17 protein-coding genes are annotated in these 17,037 nt (G+C 70.7%); 11 read left to right on the top strand and 6 right to left on the bottom strand.

Annotation, left to right across the window (positions count from 1 at the left end):
* Positions 1-74: 74 nt before the first annotated feature.
* Entirely contained in the window at positions 75-1,091 is a 1,017-nt protein-coding gene (locus tag ACFYP0_RS22020; RefSeq protein WP_124858688.1) for an NAD-dependent epimerase/dehydratase family protein, read from the bottom strand.
* 157 nt (positions 1,092-1,248) lie between these two features.
* Between ACFYP0_RS22020 and ACFYP0_RS22015 the strand changes: the two genes are divergently transcribed.
* The gene (locus ACFYP0_RS22015; RefSeq protein WP_124858689.1) at positions 1,249-1,941 is read left to right on the top strand and encodes an SDR family NAD(P)-dependent oxidoreductase; all 693 of its coding nucleotides are present in this window, start codon (positions 1,249-1,251) and stop codon (positions 1,939-1,941) included.
* On the opposite strand, the gene ACFYP0_RS22010 is transcribed toward ACFYP0_RS22015, so the two are convergent.
* On the bottom strand, positions 1,926-2,594 hold the full coding sequence (locus ACFYP0_RS22010) for a dTMP kinase (protein WP_124858708.1): 669 nt from the start codon (positions 2,592-2,594) through the stop codon (positions 1,926-1,928). The genes ACFYP0_RS22015 and ACFYP0_RS22010 overlap by 16 nt on opposite strands.
* 182 nt (positions 2,595-2,776) lie before the next feature.
* On the opposite strand from ACFYP0_RS22010, the gene ACFYP0_RS22005 reads away from it, so the two are divergent.
* The 5 genes from ACFYP0_RS22005 (at position 2,777) to ACFYP0_RS21985 (ending at position 5,217) form a co-directional block, all read left to right on the top strand.
* Positions 2,777-3,361, top strand: coding sequence for a nucleotidyltransferase family protein (locus ACFYP0_RS22005; RefSeq protein WP_091405683.1), 585 nt, complete (start codon positions 2,777-2,779; stop codon positions 3,359-3,361).
* Positions 3,358-3,630: a hypothetical protein gene (locus ACFYP0_RS22000; RefSeq protein ID WP_124858690.1), complete on the top strand. Its 273-nt coding sequence runs from the start codon at positions 3,358-3,360 to the stop codon at positions 3,628-3,630. The genes ACFYP0_RS22005 and ACFYP0_RS22000 overlap by 4 nt, the downstream gene beginning before the upstream one ends.
* A 9-nt stretch (positions 3,631-3,639) precedes the next feature.
* Positions 3,640-4,416: a metallophosphoesterase family protein gene (locus ACFYP0_RS21995; RefSeq protein ID WP_354974312.1), complete on the top strand. Its 777-nt coding sequence runs from the start codon at positions 3,640-3,642 to the stop codon at positions 4,414-4,416.
* The gene (locus ACFYP0_RS21990; RefSeq protein WP_007464364.1) at positions 4,407-4,550 is read left to right on the top strand and encodes a GPGG-motif small membrane protein; all 144 of its coding nucleotides are present in this window, start codon (positions 4,407-4,409) and stop codon (positions 4,548-4,550) included. The genes ACFYP0_RS21995 and ACFYP0_RS21990 overlap by 10 nt, the downstream gene beginning before the upstream one ends.
* Positions 4,551-4,722: 172 nt before the next feature.
* Entirely contained in the window at positions 4,723-5,217 is a 495-nt protein-coding gene (locus tag ACFYP0_RS21985; protein ID WP_124858692.1) for a TspO/MBR family protein, read from the top strand.
* Between the two features lie 51 nt (positions 5,218-5,268).
* Here ACFYP0_RS21985 and ACFYP0_RS21980 read toward each other — a convergent pair whose 3' ends face one another.
* The gene (locus tag ACFYP0_RS21980) at positions 5,269-6,042 is read right to left on the bottom strand and encodes a M23 family metallopeptidase (protein ID WP_124858693.1); all 774 of its coding nucleotides are present in this window, start codon (positions 6,040-6,042) and stop codon (positions 5,269-5,271) included.
* 250 nt (positions 6,043-6,292) lie between these two features.
* On the opposite strand from ACFYP0_RS21980, the gene ACFYP0_RS21975 reads away from it, so the two are divergent.
* From ACFYP0_RS21975 to ACFYP0_RS21955, 5 genes are all read left to right on the top strand, one after another.
* Complete coding sequence (locus ACFYP0_RS21975) at positions 6,293-7,639, top strand: ABC transporter substrate-binding protein (RefSeq protein ID WP_124858694.1); 1,347 nt, start codon at positions 6,293-6,295, stop codon at positions 7,637-7,639.
* A 70-nt stretch (positions 7,640-7,709) separates the two neighbouring features.
* Positions 7,710-8,756 (top strand): carbohydrate ABC transporter permease, encoded by a 1,047-nt coding sequence (locus ACFYP0_RS21970; RefSeq protein WP_124858695.1) that lies wholly within the window; start codon positions 7,710-7,712, stop codon positions 8,754-8,756.
* 1 nt (position 8,757) lies between these two features.
* Positions 8,758-9,726, top strand: a complete 969-nt coding sequence (locus ACFYP0_RS21965; protein ID WP_124858696.1) for a carbohydrate ABC transporter permease — start codon at positions 8,758-8,760, stop codon at positions 9,724-9,726.
* Positions 9,727-9,795: 69 nt separating this feature from the next.
* Positions 9,796-10,842, top strand: a complete 1,047-nt coding sequence (locus tag ACFYP0_RS21960) for a LacI family DNA-binding transcriptional regulator (protein WP_124858697.1) — start codon at positions 9,796-9,798, stop codon at positions 10,840-10,842.
* A gap of 30 nt (positions 10,843-10,872) precedes the next feature.
* A complete protein-coding gene (locus ACFYP0_RS21955) occupies positions 10,873-12,546 on the top strand; it encodes a glycoside hydrolase family 13 protein (RefSeq protein WP_124858698.1) in 1,674 nt (557 codons plus the stop codon).
* A gap of 288 nt (positions 12,547-12,834) precedes the next feature.
* On the opposite strand, the gene ACFYP0_RS21950 is transcribed toward ACFYP0_RS21955, so the two are convergent.
* The 3 genes from ACFYP0_RS21950 to xylA form a co-directional block, all read right to left on the bottom strand.
* Positions 12,835-14,268, bottom strand: a complete 1,434-nt coding sequence (locus ACFYP0_RS21950) for an MFS transporter (RefSeq protein WP_124858699.1) — start codon at positions 14,266-14,268, stop codon at positions 12,835-12,837.
* Positions 14,269-14,361: 93 nt separating this feature from the next.
* On the bottom strand, positions 14,362-15,789 hold the full coding sequence (gene xylB, locus ACFYP0_RS21945; RefSeq protein ID WP_357008879.1) for a xylulokinase: 1,428 nt from the start codon (positions 15,787-15,789) through the stop codon (positions 14,362-14,364).
* 9 nt (positions 15,790-15,798) lie between these two features.
* A complete protein-coding gene (xylA, locus tag ACFYP0_RS21940) occupies positions 15,799-16,986 on the bottom strand; it encodes a xylose isomerase (RefSeq protein ID WP_124858701.1) in 1,188 nt (395 codons plus the stop codon).
* Positions 16,987-17,037 lie beyond the last annotated feature (51 nt).

Genomic DNA, 17,037 nt, shown 5'->3' with positions numbered 1-17,037 from the left:
GATGAAACTTACTTTCACCAGGCGTGAGCGTCAACTATGACTGTCCGAGGTGGGGGAAACTTCGATCGCCGGGATCACCGGTCCCGCACAGCCTGCCACTTCCCCAGGATCGCCGCCTCATCCGCCGGGTCGAGTCCACCCTGCCGGACGGCCGCCGGGTGCGCGGTCATCCAGGACGCGGTCGCCCGAACGGTGTCGGCCAGCGGACGGATCGTCAGACCGGCGTCCAGGGCCGCTCGGACGTCCCGGTCCATCAGGCCGGCGGTCTCCGGCAGCCGCACCCAGAGTGGCAGCGCCCGCTCCCCCGACCACTCGCGTACGTCGTTGGACAGCAGGAACTCCTGGTCGACCCAGGTGAAGGCCGGATCGGCGATGCCCAGCCCGGCGGCCACCCCGGCCAACATCTCGGCCCGGGACATCGCCGGACCGCTGCCGTCGTACGTGCCGCCGAGGCGGGTGCCGGCGGCGTGCAACAGCCAACCGGCCAGATCGGCGACGTCCACGAACTGCACCCGATCGGTCGGGTGCCCGGGGGCCAGCACCTCACCACCGGCCGACAGCCGCCGCACCCAGTACGGGAAACGATCGCTCGGATCCTCTGCGCCGACGATCAGCCCCGCCCGGCAGATGAACGAACGATCCACGCCCATCCGCTCCCGGACCAGCTCCTCGATGCTCACCTTGCACTCGCCGTACCAGCGGTGGTCCGGGCCGACCGGACCGTCCACGTCCGCCGGTGCGGCCGGCAGCACGGGCGCGTCCGCGGCGCTCTGGCCCGGGGTGGTGTTGTCCGCGTACACCGAGATCGTCGACACGAACGACCAGTGGCCGACGTGGTCGGCGAGCGCGTCCAGCGCGTGCCGGGCGTGGCTGATCTGGCGGGTCACGTCGACCACGGCGTCGAAGCCCGCGGCGGCGAGCGGGACGAGCGACTCGGGGTCATCGCGGTCGGCCGCCACGAACCGCGCCCCGGCCGGCACCGCCCCGGACACGCCCCGGGCCGCACAGGTCACCTCGTGCCCCTGTTCGACGGCGAGCCGTGCCGTCGCCCGACCGAGGAACCGGGTGCCACCGAGAATGAGGATGCGCATCCGCCGATCCTGCGCCCCCGAGGGCCGAACGTCCCAACCAATCTGCCCACGGCAGACCGCGATCATGACGTTGTTGCCACTCAGCTCGGCGTGTCACGGCAACAACGTCATGATCGACGGAGGGGCTCGAAGCGGCGGGGGCACTAGCGTGGGGCGTATGGGAGAGCGCAGCGTGTTGGTGACCGGGGGTTCCGGCGGGCTCGGCGGGGCGGTCGTCACCGCGTTCGTCGAGGCGGGCTGGCGGGTGGTCGTACCGGAGCGGAAAGCCCGGCCCGGGTCGGAGCCGGCGGCGGCCGGACTGGTCCGGGTGGTCGCGGACCTGGGCGAGCCGGCGGGCGCGGCGCAGGCGGTCGAGGCCGCGGCCGGCGAACCGGCGGCGCCGCTGCGCGCGGTGGTCAACCTCGTCGGGGGGTACGCCAGCGGCGGGTTGGTGCACGAGACCCCGGTCGAGGAGTTCGAGCGGATGCTCACCGTCAACCTGCGGCCGACCTACCTGGTCACCCAGGCAGCGCTGCCGCACCTGGTGGCGTCCGGCGGCGGCGCGGTGGTCTGCGTCTCGGCCCGCGCGGCGGTCAACCCGTTCCGCGGTGCGGCCGGCTACTCGACGGCCAAGGCGGCGGTTCTGGCCTTCGCCAACGCGGTCGCGGTGGAGTACCGGTCGCAGAACGTGCGCTGCAACACCGTGCTGCCCAGCGTCATCGACACCCCGGCGAACCGGGCGGCCCAGCCCGACGCCGACCATTCCCGCTGGGTCACCCCGGCCGAGATCGCGCCGGTGATCCGGTTCCTCGCGTCGGCCGATTCCGCCCCGACCAGTGGCGCCACCGTGCCGGTCTACGGGCGGGCCTGAGCCACCACAGGGCCGACGTCCTCTCCGCCCGAGGCGGACGGCGGAAGCCAGGTCTCCAGGTGCGCCTGAATCTGCTCGGTCACCTCCTCGGCCGGGCGGCCCGCGTCCACCAGCACGAAGCTGGGGTACTCGGGCAGTGCCCGGTAGGCGGTGTCGGCGGCGGTCAGCCACCCCATCGTCTCGTGGTCGGTACCGCGTTTCTCGATGCGCCGGTACGCCTCCGCCGGGTCGACGGCGAGCAGGAAGGTCACCTGCGGCGTCGGGAACAGCCGGTAGCCGGCCCGGGCGAGCCGCTCCCAGCGCTGCCCGCCGTGCGCGCGGATGCTCGCGTACTGGCAGGCCGAGTAGCGGTCCATCACCGCCGTCCGGCCGGTGAGCAGACAGCTGAGCAGGGCGATGGCGATGGCCAGCCAGCGCAGCACCGACTCCACGGCCAGCACGCCGTCGCGACCGACGAGCCGTTGCGCGTCCGGTCGGCCGAGGCGTTGGGCGAGTCGGCCGAGCCAGCGGCGGCCACTGGCGTTGCGGCGGTAGGTGGCGGGGCGTCCGGCGGCATTCAGCGCGTCGGCCAGCCGGTGTGCCTGCGTGGTCTTGCCCGAACCGTCGATCCCGATCAGGGCGACGGTGCGCAATCGGGCCTTGCGTCGTCGCATCCCCGATGATCTGGCCACTCTCCACAGGTTATCCGACCCGCGCACCTGGTCCGCGAGGTTTGTGGTGCTTCATCCCTGTTGACGCCCGACCGAGACACCAGCAGGTGTGGACGACCGGAATGCCGGGTACCGGAGTTCGAAATCCAACCGCCGGTCCACCAACACGACGACGGGAGAACCAGATGGCTGAGCGCGGAGACGAGAGTCTTGTGCACACCCTCAAGAAGGTCGCCGCCGTGCTCAAGCAGTCCGAGATTCCGTTCGCCCTGGGCGGCAGCTTCGCGGTCTACGCCCACGGGGGCCACTCCAGTGATCACGACGTCGACTTCCTGATCCGGGAGGCCGACGTGGAAGAGGCACTGGAGGCCCTGGTGGCCGCCGGCTTCGTCGCCGAGCGTCCACCGGAGGACTGGCTGGTGAAGGTCTTCGACGACGGCCGGATGGTGGACCTGATCCACCGGCCGATCGAGACGCCGGTGACCGAGGAGACGTTCGCCGACACGGTCATCCGACCGGTGGACGCGATTCACATGCCGGTGCTGTCCGCGACCCAGCTGATGGTGCACAAACTGCTCAGCTTCTCCCAGCACTACTGCGACTTCGCCCGCGGGCTGCCGCTGGCCCGCTCGCTGCGGGAGCAGATCGACTGGGAACGGGTACGCAAGGAGACGCAGCACTCGCCGTACGCCGAGGCGTTCCTGGTGCTGCTGGACCGGCTGGAGGTGGTGCCGGCAGCCGGCACCCAGCCAGGAGAGGGGACATCGTGACCGATCGCGACATCGGTGCCGACCCACCGGACGAGTACGTCGAGGCGGAGATCCAACGGCTGCTCGTCGAGGACCCCGCCGTCGCCGAACAGGGGATCACAGTGGTTCGCCGCGAACGCGCCCTCGTGCTCTACGGCGAGGTGGAGAGCCCGCACCGGCGGGAGGAGATCCTGCGTCGGGTGTCCGAGCGCTTCCCGGACGTGCCGATCACCAGCGACATCGGTGTGATCGGCGCCCAGGCGCCCACGGAGATCGAGCAACTGCCCTGAGGAGGTTCCATGGTGATCCGGATTGCCGCTGTGGGCGACGTGCATCTGGACGAGGACGTGGTCGGCCGGTTCCGACCGGCGTTGGAGGAGCTGCCGGAGTGCGCCGACGTGCTGCTGCTGGCCGGTGACCTGACCCGGCACGGCACCGAGGCCGAGGCGCGCTGCGTGGCAGAGGAGTTCGGTGGGTTGGCCGTACCGGTGGTGACCGTGCTGGGCAACCACGACCACCAGTGTGACCAGGTGCCACAGGTGGTCAAGGTGCTGGAGGACGCGGGCATCACCGTGCTGGAGGGCAACGGCGTCGTGCTGGACTGCGCGGGTGGCCGGCTCGGCATCGCCGGCGTCAAGGGCTTCGGCGGCGGGTTCGCCGGGCGGTGCGCCAGTGACTTCGGCGAGCCGGAGATGAAGGCCTTCGTGCGGACCACCACCGACAGCGCGGACCGGCTCGGTGCGGCGCTGCGCTCACTGGACTGCGACATGCTGGTCGCGCTCACGCACTACTCGCCGGTGCCGGACACGCTGGTCGGCGAGCCGTTGGAGATCTACCCGTTCCTGGGGTCGTACCAGTTGGGGCAGGCGATCGACTCGGCGCCCACGGCGCTGGCCGTGCACGGGCACGCGCACGCCGGCACCGAACGCGGCACTACCCCCGGCGGGGTACGAGTCCGCAACGTCGCGCACCCGGTGATCAAGCAGGCGTACAGCGTCTTCCACGTTGGCGATCAACTCGACACCGACCAGGTTTCCCCGATCGGCCAGTCGGGTAGTCAGAGGTCATGGAGCTGATTCTCTGGATTCTCGCAGTCGTACTCGTGGTCGCCGGCATCCTCGCGCTGTTCCGCCGGCAGATCCTGTGGGGCATCGTCCTCATCGTCGTCGGGCTGTTGGTCGGCCCGGGTGGCGTCAGCATTTTCAATTAGCGCTCATACGCCTCGACACCGGGACCCGCCGGGGTCGCCGCGACCGAAGCTTCGTCCTCCCGACAGAAGCATCGGCCGTGGCGATCCCGGCGCTTTTTCGTGGCTGGCCGGCCCCGTGAACCACCCTCCCGCTCGGCGGTTTGATCCGACCCCGATGGGAAATATCTCGACGATGGAGATGTCTCAGGACGCGCCGGCGACCTCCGGGCGGCGAGCGTGGTGGGCCCTCGCTGGCTTCGCGGCGGCGGTCTTCGTGGCCGCCGCGATCGGCGGGCTGGGCGTGCAGGGCACCACCGCGGAGTACGCGAACCTACGGCAGCCCAGCTGGGCCCCGCCGTCGTGGCTGTTCGGCCCGGTCTGGTCGCTGCTCTACGCGCTGATCGCGGTGGCCGGCTGGCTGGTCTGGCGCCGGGTCGGCTTCTCCCCCGCCCTCTGGGCGTGGACCGCCCAACTGGTGCTCAACGCGATCTGGACCCCGCTGTTCTTCGGCGCGGGGCAGTACGGGCTGGCGTTCGCCGAGATCGTGCTGATGTGGCTGGCGATCGGCCTGACCGTGGTGCTGTTCGCCCGGGTGTCCCGGGTGGCGACGGCGCTGATGCTGCCGTACTGGGCCTGGGTCACCTTCGCCGCCGCGTTGAACCTGTCGATCTGGCAGCTGAACAACTGACCGCACGGTCCCCGGCGGCGGCGTCCGCCGGGGACCGTGGCCGTCACCGGGTCAGCAGCGGGGCACGCCGGGGATGTATCCGTCGGAGCCGGTGTACACGTACGCGTCCGCGATGAACCGGCCGGAGCCGATCCGGTCCCAGATCGAGCTGGTGCCGTATGTGCCGGTGACCGTGGTGCCGCTGGTCTGGCAGGCGATGGTCACCCGGGTGCCGTCGGCGACGGTACCCACCGAGGCGTACCCGGTGCCGGGGCCGGAACGGACGGTCAGCGGCGTGCCGCTGGTGTCGACAGTGCCGTTGCCGCTGCCCGAAGAGCACCCGTTGCCACTGGTGTAGCTCTTGGTGCCCCAGTACAGCGCCAGGGTGCCGTTGAAGCGGACCTGAATGTCGGCACCGTTGAGGCGCTGCTCGTAGTGCAGGTGCGGGCCGGTCGATCCCCCGGTGCTGCCGACCCAGCCGATCACCTTGCCGTACCCGACCGTCTGCCCGACCGAGACGTTGAAGCCGCTGAGGTGCGCGTAGTAGGTGCTGTAACCGCCCCCGTGGTTGATTCGGACGTATTTGCCGTAGCTGGTGCCGCCGAGGTCGGTGACCCGGTCGACGGTGCCGGGTGCGCTGGCGACCACCGGGTCGCCGGAGTCGTCGGTGCGGTTGAAGTCGACCGCGTAGGCCGGGCTGTGGTCCGACCGGGTCTGCCCGGACCAGGTCTGCCCGCACGGGAACGGCACCCTGAAGGTCGGCGCGGCCAGCGCGGGTGTCGCCGGCGCCACTGCTCCCCCGACCAAGAGACCCGTCACCAGCAGGCTGATCCACCGCTTTCGCATACAGCTCCTCCTATGTCGAAAACCTTCGATCCGAGGTGGCCAGCCTGACAGATATCGTCAATCTTCGAAAGAGTCCTCAGCTTGTCCCGGGAGCGCGCCCACCAGGCAGACCGCAGGTTTCCGGATTGTTACTCGCTCGTGTCTGACAGGGGGTGGACCGGGCCGGATGCAAGCGCTTACATGTGTGCACGCCCAATCGGACCGGCGACAGGTCACCAGCACGACCGCGCCGGCTAGGAAGGAGGACGGCATGGCGGTCTTTACCAGACCACGCCAGGCCTTCGTGATCGCCGGTGTACTCGGGCTGGCGCTCAGCGCCACCGCCTGTGGTACCGGCGACGACAAGAAGAGCAGCAAAGCGGGCTCCGCGGAGTGCGCCGCATACGACAAGTACGAGGGCCACGACGGCAAGAAGGTCTCCATCTACGCGTCCATCCGTGACGCCGAGGCCGACCTGCTCAGGAACTCCTGGAAGACGTTCGAGGACTGCACCGGCATCGAGATCGACTACGAGGGCAGCGGCGAGTTCGAGGCGCAGCTCCCCGTCCGGGTCGACGGCGGCAACGCCCCCGACATCGCCTTCGTGCCCCAGCCGGGCCTGGTGAAGCGATTCGCGGACGCCGGCAAGCTGAAGTCCCTCGGCGCCGACACCAAGGCCCTCGCCGAGCAGAACATGCCGGCCGACTGGCTGAAGTACGGCACCGTGAACGGGACGCTCTACGGCGTGCCGCTCGGCGCCAACGTGAAGTCCTTCGTCTGGTACTCGCCGAAGACCTTCAAGGAGAAGGGCTGGGAGATCCCGACCACCTGGGACCAGCTCATCGCCCTGAGCGACAAGATCGCCGCCAGCGGCACGAAGCCGTGGTGCGCGGGCGTCGAGTCCGGTGACGCCACCGGCTGGCCGGCCACCGACTGGATCGAGGACGTGGTCCTGCGTACGCAGGGTCCCGAGGTCTACGACCAGTGGACCACCCACGCCATCCCGTTCAACGACCCGAAGATCGTCGACGCGGTCGACCGCGCCGGCAGCATCCTCAAGAACGAGAAGTACGTCAACGGCGGCTTCGGCGGCGTCAAGAGCATCACCACCACCGCCTTCCAGGAGGCGGGCCTGCCGGTGACCACCGGCAAGTGCGCGATGCACCGACAGGCGTCGTTCTACGCCAACCAGTTCCCCGAGGGCACCAAGGTGGCCGAGGACGGCGACGCGTTCGCCTTCTACTTCCCGGCCATCGACCCGGCCAAGGGCAAGCCGGTGCTGGGCGCAGGCGAGTTCGTCGTCGGCTACGCCGACCGTCCCGAGGTCCAGGCCGTGCAGACCTACCTCGTCTCGGCGGAGTACGTGAACAGCCGCGCGAAGCTCGGCAACTGGGTGACGGCGAACAACAAGCTGGACATCGCCAACGTCGCCAGCCCGATCGACAAGCTCTCCGTCCAGATCCTCCAGGACAAGACGGGCACCTTCCGCTTCGACGGATCCGACCTGATGCCGGCCGCCGTCGGCGCGGGAACGTTCTGGAAGGGCATGGTCGAGTGGCTGAACGGCAAGGCGACCGCCCCGGTGCTCCAGGGCATCGAGAGCAGCTGGCCTAAGTGATCCCGGCGGTGGCCCGGTCCGCTGACGCGGGCCGGGCCACCGGCCGCGGTGGACCTGGAAGGGAGGGTTGATGGAGTTCGACTTCGCCGATCAGCAGCCGAAGCTCCTCATGCTGATGTACGGGCTGGTCGCCTTCGTGCTGGTGGTGGGTGGTCTCCTACTGCTGCTCGACGTGGTGCCGGCCTGGTTCGCCCGGCGACGGGAGGCGCAGCTCGTCGCCGCCTCGGTGGGTGGTGCTCCACTTCCCCGTCGACCCAAGCAGCGGGAGGGGATCTTCGCGCTCTTCTTCCTGCTGCCGACGCTGCTGCTGCTCACCATCGGTCTGGTCGTGCCGGCCATCCGCACCGTGCTGCTCTCCCTGATGAACAGGACCAGCACGGAGTGGGTGGGGTTGGACAACTTCGGCTGGATGTTCTCCGACGACGCGATCGTCCGGGTCCTGATCAACACCCTGATCTGGGTGCTCCTGGTCCCGCTGGTGGCGACCGGCTTCGGCCTGATCTACGCCGTACTGGTGGACAAGGCCCGCTTCGAGGCCGTGGCCAAGTCACTGATCTTCCTGCCGATGGCCATCTCCTTCGTCGGCGCCAGCATCATCTGGAAGTTCGTCTACGCCTACCGAGGTGAGGGCGACCAGATCGGTCTGCTCAACCAGATCGTGGTCAGCCTGGGCGGTGAGCCCAAGCAGTGGCTGCTCGAATCGCCGCTGAACACGCTGCTGCTGATCGTCATCATGGTCTGGATCCAGGCCGGCTTCGCCATGGTGGTGCTCTCCGCCGCGATCAAGGCGATCCCCGGCGACATCGTCGAGGCCGCCCGGCTCGACGGTGTCAGCCCGTGGCAGATGTTCTGGCAGATCACCATGCCGAGCATCCGACCGGCGCTGATCGTCGTGATGGTGACCCTCACGATCGCCACGCTCAAGGTCTTCGACATCGTCCGGACCTCGACGAACGGCAACTACGACACCAGCGTGATCGCCAACGAGATGTACAACCAGGCGTTCCGGTACAGCGAGAACGGGCGGGGTTCCGCGCTCGCGGTCTTCCTCTTCCTCCTGGTCATCCCGGTCGTGATCTACCAGGTCCGTAACCTCCGTCAACAGCGGGAGGGCTGAGATGACCACCGCAACGCCCACCGTCGCCGCCGGCACCCAGAAGACCGACGGCACCCCGACCACCACGGCCGGCCGGGTCCGCAAGCGGTTGAACAGCCGCACCGCGACGCTCGTCTCGATCGTCATCGCGGTGGTCTGGACCATCCCGACCTTCGGCCTGCTCGTCTCCTCCCTCCGACCGGAGGACGAGATCAAGACCACCGGCTGGTGGACCTCGTTCACCAACCCGCAGTTCACCTTCGAGAACTACGAGCAGGTCCTGTTCGGGCGTTCGTCGTCCTCCGGGCAGCTCGCCGGTTCCTTCATCAACTCGCTGGCGATCACCATCCCGTCGGTGCTCTTCCCGCTCGCCTTCGCGTGCCTCGCCGCGTACGCGCTGGCGTGGATCAACTTCCGCGGCCGGGACTGGGTCTACATCGCGATCTTCGCGTTGCAGATCGTGCCGTTGCAGATGGCCCTGGTGCCGCTGCTGAGGTTCTTCTCCACCGGGGTCAGCCTCGGCGGCGTCACCCTGATGCCGGCCTGGGACCTGGTCGACGAGCAGAAGTTCGCCCAGGTGTGGTTCGCCCACACCTGCTTCGCGCTTCCGTTCGCCGTGTTCCTGCTGCACAACTTCATCTCGCAACTGCCGGGGGACCTGATGGAGGCGGCCCGGGTCGACGGGGCCACCCACCCGAAGATCTTCCGCACCATCGTGCTGCCGCTGATCACCCCAGCGCTGGCGGCGTTCGGCATCTTCCAGTTCCTCTGGGTCTGGAACGACCTGCTGGTGGCGCTGATCTTCGCGGGCGGCGGCGATGAGACCGCCCCGCTGACCGTCCGGCTCGCCGAGATGGCCGGCACCCGAGGCAACGAGTGGCAGCGCCTCACCGCCGGTGCGTTCGTCAGCATCGTCGTACCGCTCATCGTGTTCCTGTCCCTGCAGCGTTTCTTCGTGCGAGGTCTGCTCGCCGGCAGCGTCAAGGGCTGACCCGCGCGTCCGCCGCCGCCTGGCCCCTCGGGCGGCGGCGGACGCTCCGGGCACCGAGCGGGGGAAACCGTGACGAGGATCGATGATGTGGCCCGGCTGGCCGGAGTGTCCACGGCCACCGTCTCGCGGGCGCTGCGCGGACTACCGACGGTCTCGGCCGCCACCCGACGCCGGGTACTCGCCGCCGCCGAGCAACTCGACTACGAGGTCTCACCGAGCGCGTCCCGGCTCGCCGGCGGCCGGACCGGCACGGTCGCCGTTGTGGTCCCCCGGATCACCCGCTGGTTCTTCAGCACCGTCGTCGAGGCGGTCGAGGAGTACCTCCACCAGTCCGGCTACGACCTGCTGCTCTACAACCTGGGCGGCCGGGAGCAGGTCCGCCAGCGGGTCCTGCGGACGGCCAACCTGCACAAGCGGGTGGACGCGATGATGCTGGTCGCCACGCCCCTGCGCCCGGCCGACCTGACCGCGCTGGCCACGCTGGAACTGCCCGGCGTCACCATCAGTTCGGGCAGCAGGGTGCCCAACTGGCCGTGCGTACGCATCGACGACGTGGCGGCCGCGCGGGTCGCGACCAAGCATCTGATCGACCTCGGCCATCACCGGATCGCCCACATCTCCGGCGACCCGGACGACGAGTTGGCCTTCACCACCCACCTCGACCGACGTCGGGGTTACCAGGCGGCGCTGCGCTCCGCCGGCCTGCGACCCGACCCCACCCTGGACATCGAGTCCACCTTCACCATCGACGGCGGCAACCGGGCCACCGCCGAGCTGCTGGCCCGCGGCGAGCCACCGACCGCGATCGTCGCCGCCTGCGACGAGATGGCGATGGGCGCGATGACCGCCCTGCGCGACGTCGGACTGCGGGTGCCGCAGGACGTCAGCGTGGTCGGCATCGACGACCACGACCTGGCCGGTGTGCTCGGGCTCAGCACTGTCGCCCAGCCCGCCGCCGAGCAGGGCCGGCTGGCTGCCCAGATGCTGCTCGACCCGCTCGGGGCCCGACCGCCGGGCCCCATCGTCAGTCAGCGGCGCGCCGGTTGCGACACTCCGGTGGTCCTGCCCACTCGGTTGGTGGTCCGGGATTCGACCGCACCGCCCCGGGCACACTGAAATCCAAACACCGCAACACGGGAGACGACCCTGAACACCGACCCGACGCAGCAGACCCCCTCCGGTCACCCGGCCACCGGCTGGTGGACCGAGGCCGCCATCTACCAGATCTACCCCCGCTCGTTCGCCGACTCGGACGGGGACGGAATCGGTGACCTGCCCGGCATCACCGCCCGCCTGGACCACCTGGTCGAGCTGGGCGTGGACGCGGTGTGGCTCTCTCCCTTCTACCCCTCGCCGCAGGCCGACGCCGGCTACGACGTGGCCGACTACCGCGACATCGACCCGCTGTTCGGCACCCTCGCCGACGCGGACAAGTTGATCGCCGAGGCCCGGTCCCGCAACCTGCGGGTGATCGTCGACCTGGTCCCGAACCACACTTCCTCGGCGCATCGCTGGTTCCAGGCCGCGCTGCCGGCCGCGCCCGGCAGCGCGGAGCGGTCGCGGTACATCTTCCGGGACGGCCGTGGTCCGACCGGCGACCAGCCGCCGAACGACTGGCAGAGCGTCTTCGGTGGCCCGGCCTGGACCCGGACGGTCGACGCCGACGGACAGCCCGGCCAGTGGTACCTGCACCTGTTCGACACCGGGCAGCCCGACCTCAACTGGGACAACCCGGAGGTGCACGCGGAGTTCCTGGACGTGCTGCGCTTCTGGCTGGACCGCGGCGTGGACGGCTTCCGGGTCGACGTGGCGCACGGCCTCATCAAGCAGGCCGACCTGGCCGACTGGCAGGAGCCGCAGGAGATCCTCTCCGGCAACGAGATCGACAAGCCCCGCCCGCCGATGTGGGACCAGGACGGCGTGCACGAGATCTACCGGCAGTGGCGGCAGGTCCTGGACAGCTACCCCGGCGAGCGGGTGCTGGTCGCCGAGGCCTGGGTGGAACCGGCCGAGCGGCTGGCCCGCTACGTCCGCCCGGACGAGATGCACCAGGCGTTCAACTTCGAGTACCTGCTCGCCTCGTGGAGCGCACCGGCCCAGTACGCGGTGATCACCCGTTCGTTGGAGGCGACCGACTCGGTCGGCGCGCCGACCACCTGGGTGCTGTCCAACCACGACGTGGTGCGGCACGCCTCCCGGCTCGGCCTGCCGGTCGGCACCGTACGCCCCAACGGCATCGGCATCGGCGACCCGCAGCCGGACGCCGCCCTCGGTCTGCGCCGGGCCCGGGCGGCCACCCTGCTGATGCTGGCGCTGCCCGGCTCGGCGTACCTCTACCAGGGTGAGGAGCTGGGGCTGCCCGAGCACACCACCATGCCCGACGAGGCCCGGCAGGACCCGACCTGGGCCCGCAGTGGGCACACCCAGCGCGGCCGGGACGGCTGCCGGGTGCCGATCCCGTGGGAGGCCGACGCCCCGTCGTACGGCTTCGGGCCGACCGACGCGAGCTGGTTGCCGCAGCCTGCCCTCTGGGCGGAGTACGCGCTGGACCGCCAACGCGACGTGCCCGGTTCCACGTACGAGCTGTACCGCACGGCGTTGCGGTTGCGCCGCTCACACGGTCTGGGTCGCGGCACCCTGGAGTGGTTGTCCTCCGGCGACGAGGTGCTGAGCTTCCGCAACGGTGAGCTGACCGTGCTGACCAACTTCGGTGCCGCCCCGGTGCCGCTGCCGGCCGGTGCCGAGGTGCTCGCCGCCAGCGCGCCCCTGGACGACGACGGCGCGGTCCCGGCCGACGTGACCGTCTGGCTGCGAGGCTGATCTCGCACCGACCGGCCCGCCCCGCCGAGCGGTGCTCGCGGGCGGGCCGGTCGGGGCGGGGCAGCCCGCTGTGGAGCTGATGTCGTCAACGATTCACGCCCCGCGCCCGCGGGCCGTGCCCCGCACCGCCCGCACCCTCGAGATCGCGCTACTTCCAGGATGTAGTGGTCTCGGCCCGCCGGAAGGCAACTAGAACCAGGAAGTAGCGCGATCTTGAGGCGTGCACGGCGCGGGGCGCGGGCAGCGCAGCGCGGGCAACGCAGCGCGGGCGCGGCGCAGCTCGGCGCGTCAGAGGCGGTCGGCTCGGGTGTGTAGCAGGTCGTGCACGTTGTCGATGTCCGCCGGTGAGGTCCGCGAGGCGAGCCAGTACATGACACCGGTCGGGATGAAGAAAAGCTGGAACGCGGCCAGCCCGACGGCGAAGTTCAGCGGTGGCGGGAATGCCGCTCGCAGCGCCTGGAAGGCCACCCCGACCAGCCCGTTGCCGGCCGCGCGACCGACCCCGTTGACCAGGTTGCCCAGGCTGTAGACCGTGCCCCGGTGCTCCGGCGGGTTGACGTCGGCGATCAGCGCGAACCAGTTCGGCGAGTTCGCCGACGTCAACGCGAGCGCCACGATCGCGGTGAGCAGGCTCAGCCCGACCGACGGCTCGGTGAAGACACTGGTCAGCACCGCACCGATCACCGCGCCGCCGCTCGCGCCGTCCGGCACGTCGATGGTCACCGGAACGAAGAACAACACCAGGTAGAACGGCAGCGCGGCGAGGATGCCGATCGAGGCGACGAGTGCCCGCCCTCTTGGGGTACGCCGTTGCACGGCGTCACCGATCAGCCCGCCCACGATGGACAGCACCCCACCGAGCTGGAACAGGGTGGCGAAGACGCTGCCCACCACCACGGCGGTCGACGTGGAGTAGCCCTGGGCCTCGGCCCGTTCGGCGAAGAGCACCGGCAGCCAGACCAACGAGCCGAACGCGGCCTGCGCGGTCAGACCCTGCAGGATCAGCCACCGGTTGGTCCGCCGGGCCAGGATGCGCGGCAGGTCGGCGCGGCTGATCCGGTAGTCGTACTCGGCGCCGGCGTCCAACCTGCCGGCCAGTTCCGGCTCGCTCTGGCCACGCCGGATGTCGTACGTGAACAGGTAGGCCAGGGTGGCGACCAGGCCGACGCCGGTCAACAGCAGGAACGGCCGACGCCAGTCGGCCGCCCCGAGCAGCCCGCCGACGAGGGTGCCCGCCAGGGTGCCGACCCCCTGGGAGAGCCCCCAGAAGCTCATCACCAGCCCGCGCCGGGTCGGTGAGATCAGGTCGGTGACCACGGAGAAGCCCACCGAGCCGACCGCGCCGAGGCCGACCGCCGCGACCAGTTGCGCGGCCAGGAACGTCAGGTAGCCGCCGGCGAGCGCGCTACCGCCGGTGCCGGCCGCCCAGAGCAGTGTGCCCACCATGAGCAGCGGTTTGCGGTTCGTGCGGTCCCCGACGTACGCCCAGCCGACCGCCGCCACCGCGCTGACCAGGAAGCTGACCGCGGTGACCACGCCGAGCAGCCGACCGGACACCTCGAACGCGTCGGAGATCGGGCCGTACAGCGGGGGGACCAGCCCGATCGCCACGTTGTCCAGCGAGGCGAGCAGCACGAACACCACGACGCTGTACAACCGGTGCGCCCGCCCACCGCCCCGAGCGTGCGGGCGCAGGCCGCGCCCGCCACTGGTCACCGTCATGACCGGCAGCCAACCAGACCGCGCAAAGGAGGTCGTCACGCGGGTGGGTGCCGGTCACCGTCGACCGGCACCCACCCGCGTCGATCCCGACGGTCAGCGCCGGTCGAGCACCAACCCGCGCGCCGCGGCGTACTGGTCGCGGACGGCGGGGACGGCCGCCGCCGCGTACTCCTCGGTGCCCTCTACCGCCCAGACCGGCGGCGCGGCGCCACCCAGGGCGACCCAGGCGGCCTGGCGGGCGGCGCCGTCGGCGACGTACTCCCCGGCTGGCGGGACGACGACCGGGCAGCCGAAGACCTGCGGGGCGATCTGACGCACGGCGGCCGACCGGGCCCCGCCGCCGACCAGGATGACCCGGCGGGCGGTGGCACCCTGCGCGGTCAACGCGTCCAGCCCGTCGGCGAGCGCGCAGAGCATGCCCTCGACGGCGGCCCGAGCAAGGTGCGCGGGGGTCGACGTGCGCAGGGTCAGGCCGTGCACGGCACCAGTGGCGAGCGGTCGGTTCGGCGTCCGCTCACCCTCCAGGTAGGGCACCATGACCAGCCCGTCCGCACCGGCTGGCGCGGAGAGCGCCAGCTCGGCCAGCTCGTCCAGGTTGACGCCGAGCATCGTGGCGGCAGCGTCCAGCACCCGGGCAGCGTTGAGCGTGGCGACCAGCGGCAGGAAACGGCCGGACGCGTCGGCGAAGCCCGCGACGGCCCCGCTCTCGTCGGCGGCCGGCACGTCGGCGACGCTGAACACGGTGCCGGACGTGCCGATCGAGACGACCACGTCACCCGGGCCGGCGCCGACGCCCAGCGCGGCGGCGGCGTTGTCCCCGGTGCCCGCGCCGAGCAGCGCGCCGCCCGGCCCGCCGAGGCCGTCGGACAGCTTTCCCGCAGACTCTGCCGGACCAAGCACCTCGGGCACCACCAACCGCCGACCGAAGCCCTGCTCCAGCAGGTCCAACCGGTATTGGCCGGTGGCTGGCGACCAGTAGCTGGTGCCGCTGGCGTCACCCCGGTCGGTACGCAGCGCGTCCAACCCTGGTGCGCCGGCCAGCCGCCAGGTCAGCCAGTCGTGTGGCAGGCAGATTGCGGCCACCCGGGCGGCCAGCTCCGGTTCGTGCCTGGCCAGCCATCGCAGCTTGGTGAGGGTGAAGCTGGCCACCGGAACGCTGCCGGTGGCCTCGGCCCAGAACCGACTCCCGGCCGCGCCGCCGCCGGCCTCCTCGATGAGGTCGGCGGCGGCGTCGGCGGATCGGGTGTCGTTCCACAGCAGCGCCGGGCGGACCACCCGGCCGTCCTCGTCGAGACACACCATGCCGTGCTGCTGGCCGGCGACGGAGATCGCCGCCACGTCGGCCAACCCGCCGGCCTGGTCGGCGGCGCTACGTAGCGCCTGCCACCAGGCTTCCGGGTCGACCTCCGTGCCGTCCGGGTGCGGTGCCCGGCCCTGCCGGAGCAGGGCGCCGGTCTCCGCGTCCCGGATCACCACCTTGCAGGACTGGGTGGACGAGTCAACGCCTGCGACCAACGGCATGGCGGGGCCTCAGCGGGCGCCGAGCAGGTGCTCGACGGCGAGCTGGTTGAGCCGGACGAAGGCGAAGCCCCGGGCGGCCACCGCGTCCACGTCGACGTCCTCGAACGCGGAGCGGTCGGCCAGGATCTCCTCGTAGCCCTCGCCGTCGCCGAGCGTCGGCGTGCTCAGCTCGCCGACCTTGCTGGCGGCGAGCGCCTCGACCACCTCGGGGTCGGCGCGGAACGCCGCCGCCCGCTCCTTGAGCAGCAGGTAGGTGCTCATGTTGGCCGCCGCGGAGGCCCACACCCCCTCCATGTCCTCGGTGCGGGACGGCTTGTAGTCGAAGTGCCGGGGGCCGTCGTAGGCCGGCCCGCCGTTGGGGCCGCCGTTCTCCAGGAGGTCCACCAGGGCGAATGCGTTCATCAGGTCACCGTGGCCGAAGACCAGGTCCTGGTCGTACTTGATGCCGCGCTGGCCGTTGAGGTCCAGGTGGAACAGCTTGCCCTGCCACAGCGCCTGGGCGATGCCGTGGGCGTAGTTGAGCCCGGCCATCTGCTCATGGCCGACCTCCGGGTTGAGGCCGACCAGCTCCGGGTGGGCCAGCTGGGAGATGAAACCGAGCGCGTGCCCGATGGTCGGCAGCAGGATGTCGCCGCGCGGCTCGTTGGGCTTGGGCTCCAGGGCGAACCGCAGGTTGTAGCCCTTGTCGATGGAGTACTGGGTGAGCAGGTCCACGGCCTCGCGGTAGCGGTCCAGCGCGGCCCGGACGTCCTTGGCGAGGTCGTACTCGGAGCCCTCGCGGCCACCCCACATGACGAAGGTGCTGGCGCCCAGCTCGGCGGCCAGGTCGACCTGACGCAGCACCTTGCGCAGCGCGTACCGGCGGACGTCGCGGTCGTTGCTGGTGAAGCCACCGTCCTTGAAGATCGGGTGGGTGAAGAGGTTGGTGGTGACCATGGGCACCACCAGGCCGGTCTCGTCGAGGGCCTTGCGGAACCGGGCGATGTGCTGGTCACGGGTGGCCGCGTCGACGCCGAACGGGATCAGGTCGTCGTCGTGGAAGGTGATGCCGTACGCGCCCAGCTCGGCGAGCCGGTGGACTGCCTCGACCGCGTCGAGCTCGGGACGGGTGGCGTCACCGAACGGGTCGCGGGCCTGCCAGCCCACGGTCCAGAGCCCGAAGGAGAACTTGTCGGCGGGGGTGGGACGGGGTGCCATGAGCAACCTCCGGGGTGGTGTTGTCCTCTATTTGTTCAGCGATTGAATTAT

It is taken from the genome of Micromonospora arida (assembly GCF_042873195.1).
Taxonomy (GTDB): domain Bacteria; phylum Actinomycetota; class Actinomycetes; order Mycobacteriales; family Micromonosporaceae; genus Micromonospora; species Micromonospora arida.
Note: the sequence above shows the minus strand (reverse complement) of the source record. Positions and strands in the feature narration are given on the sequence as shown.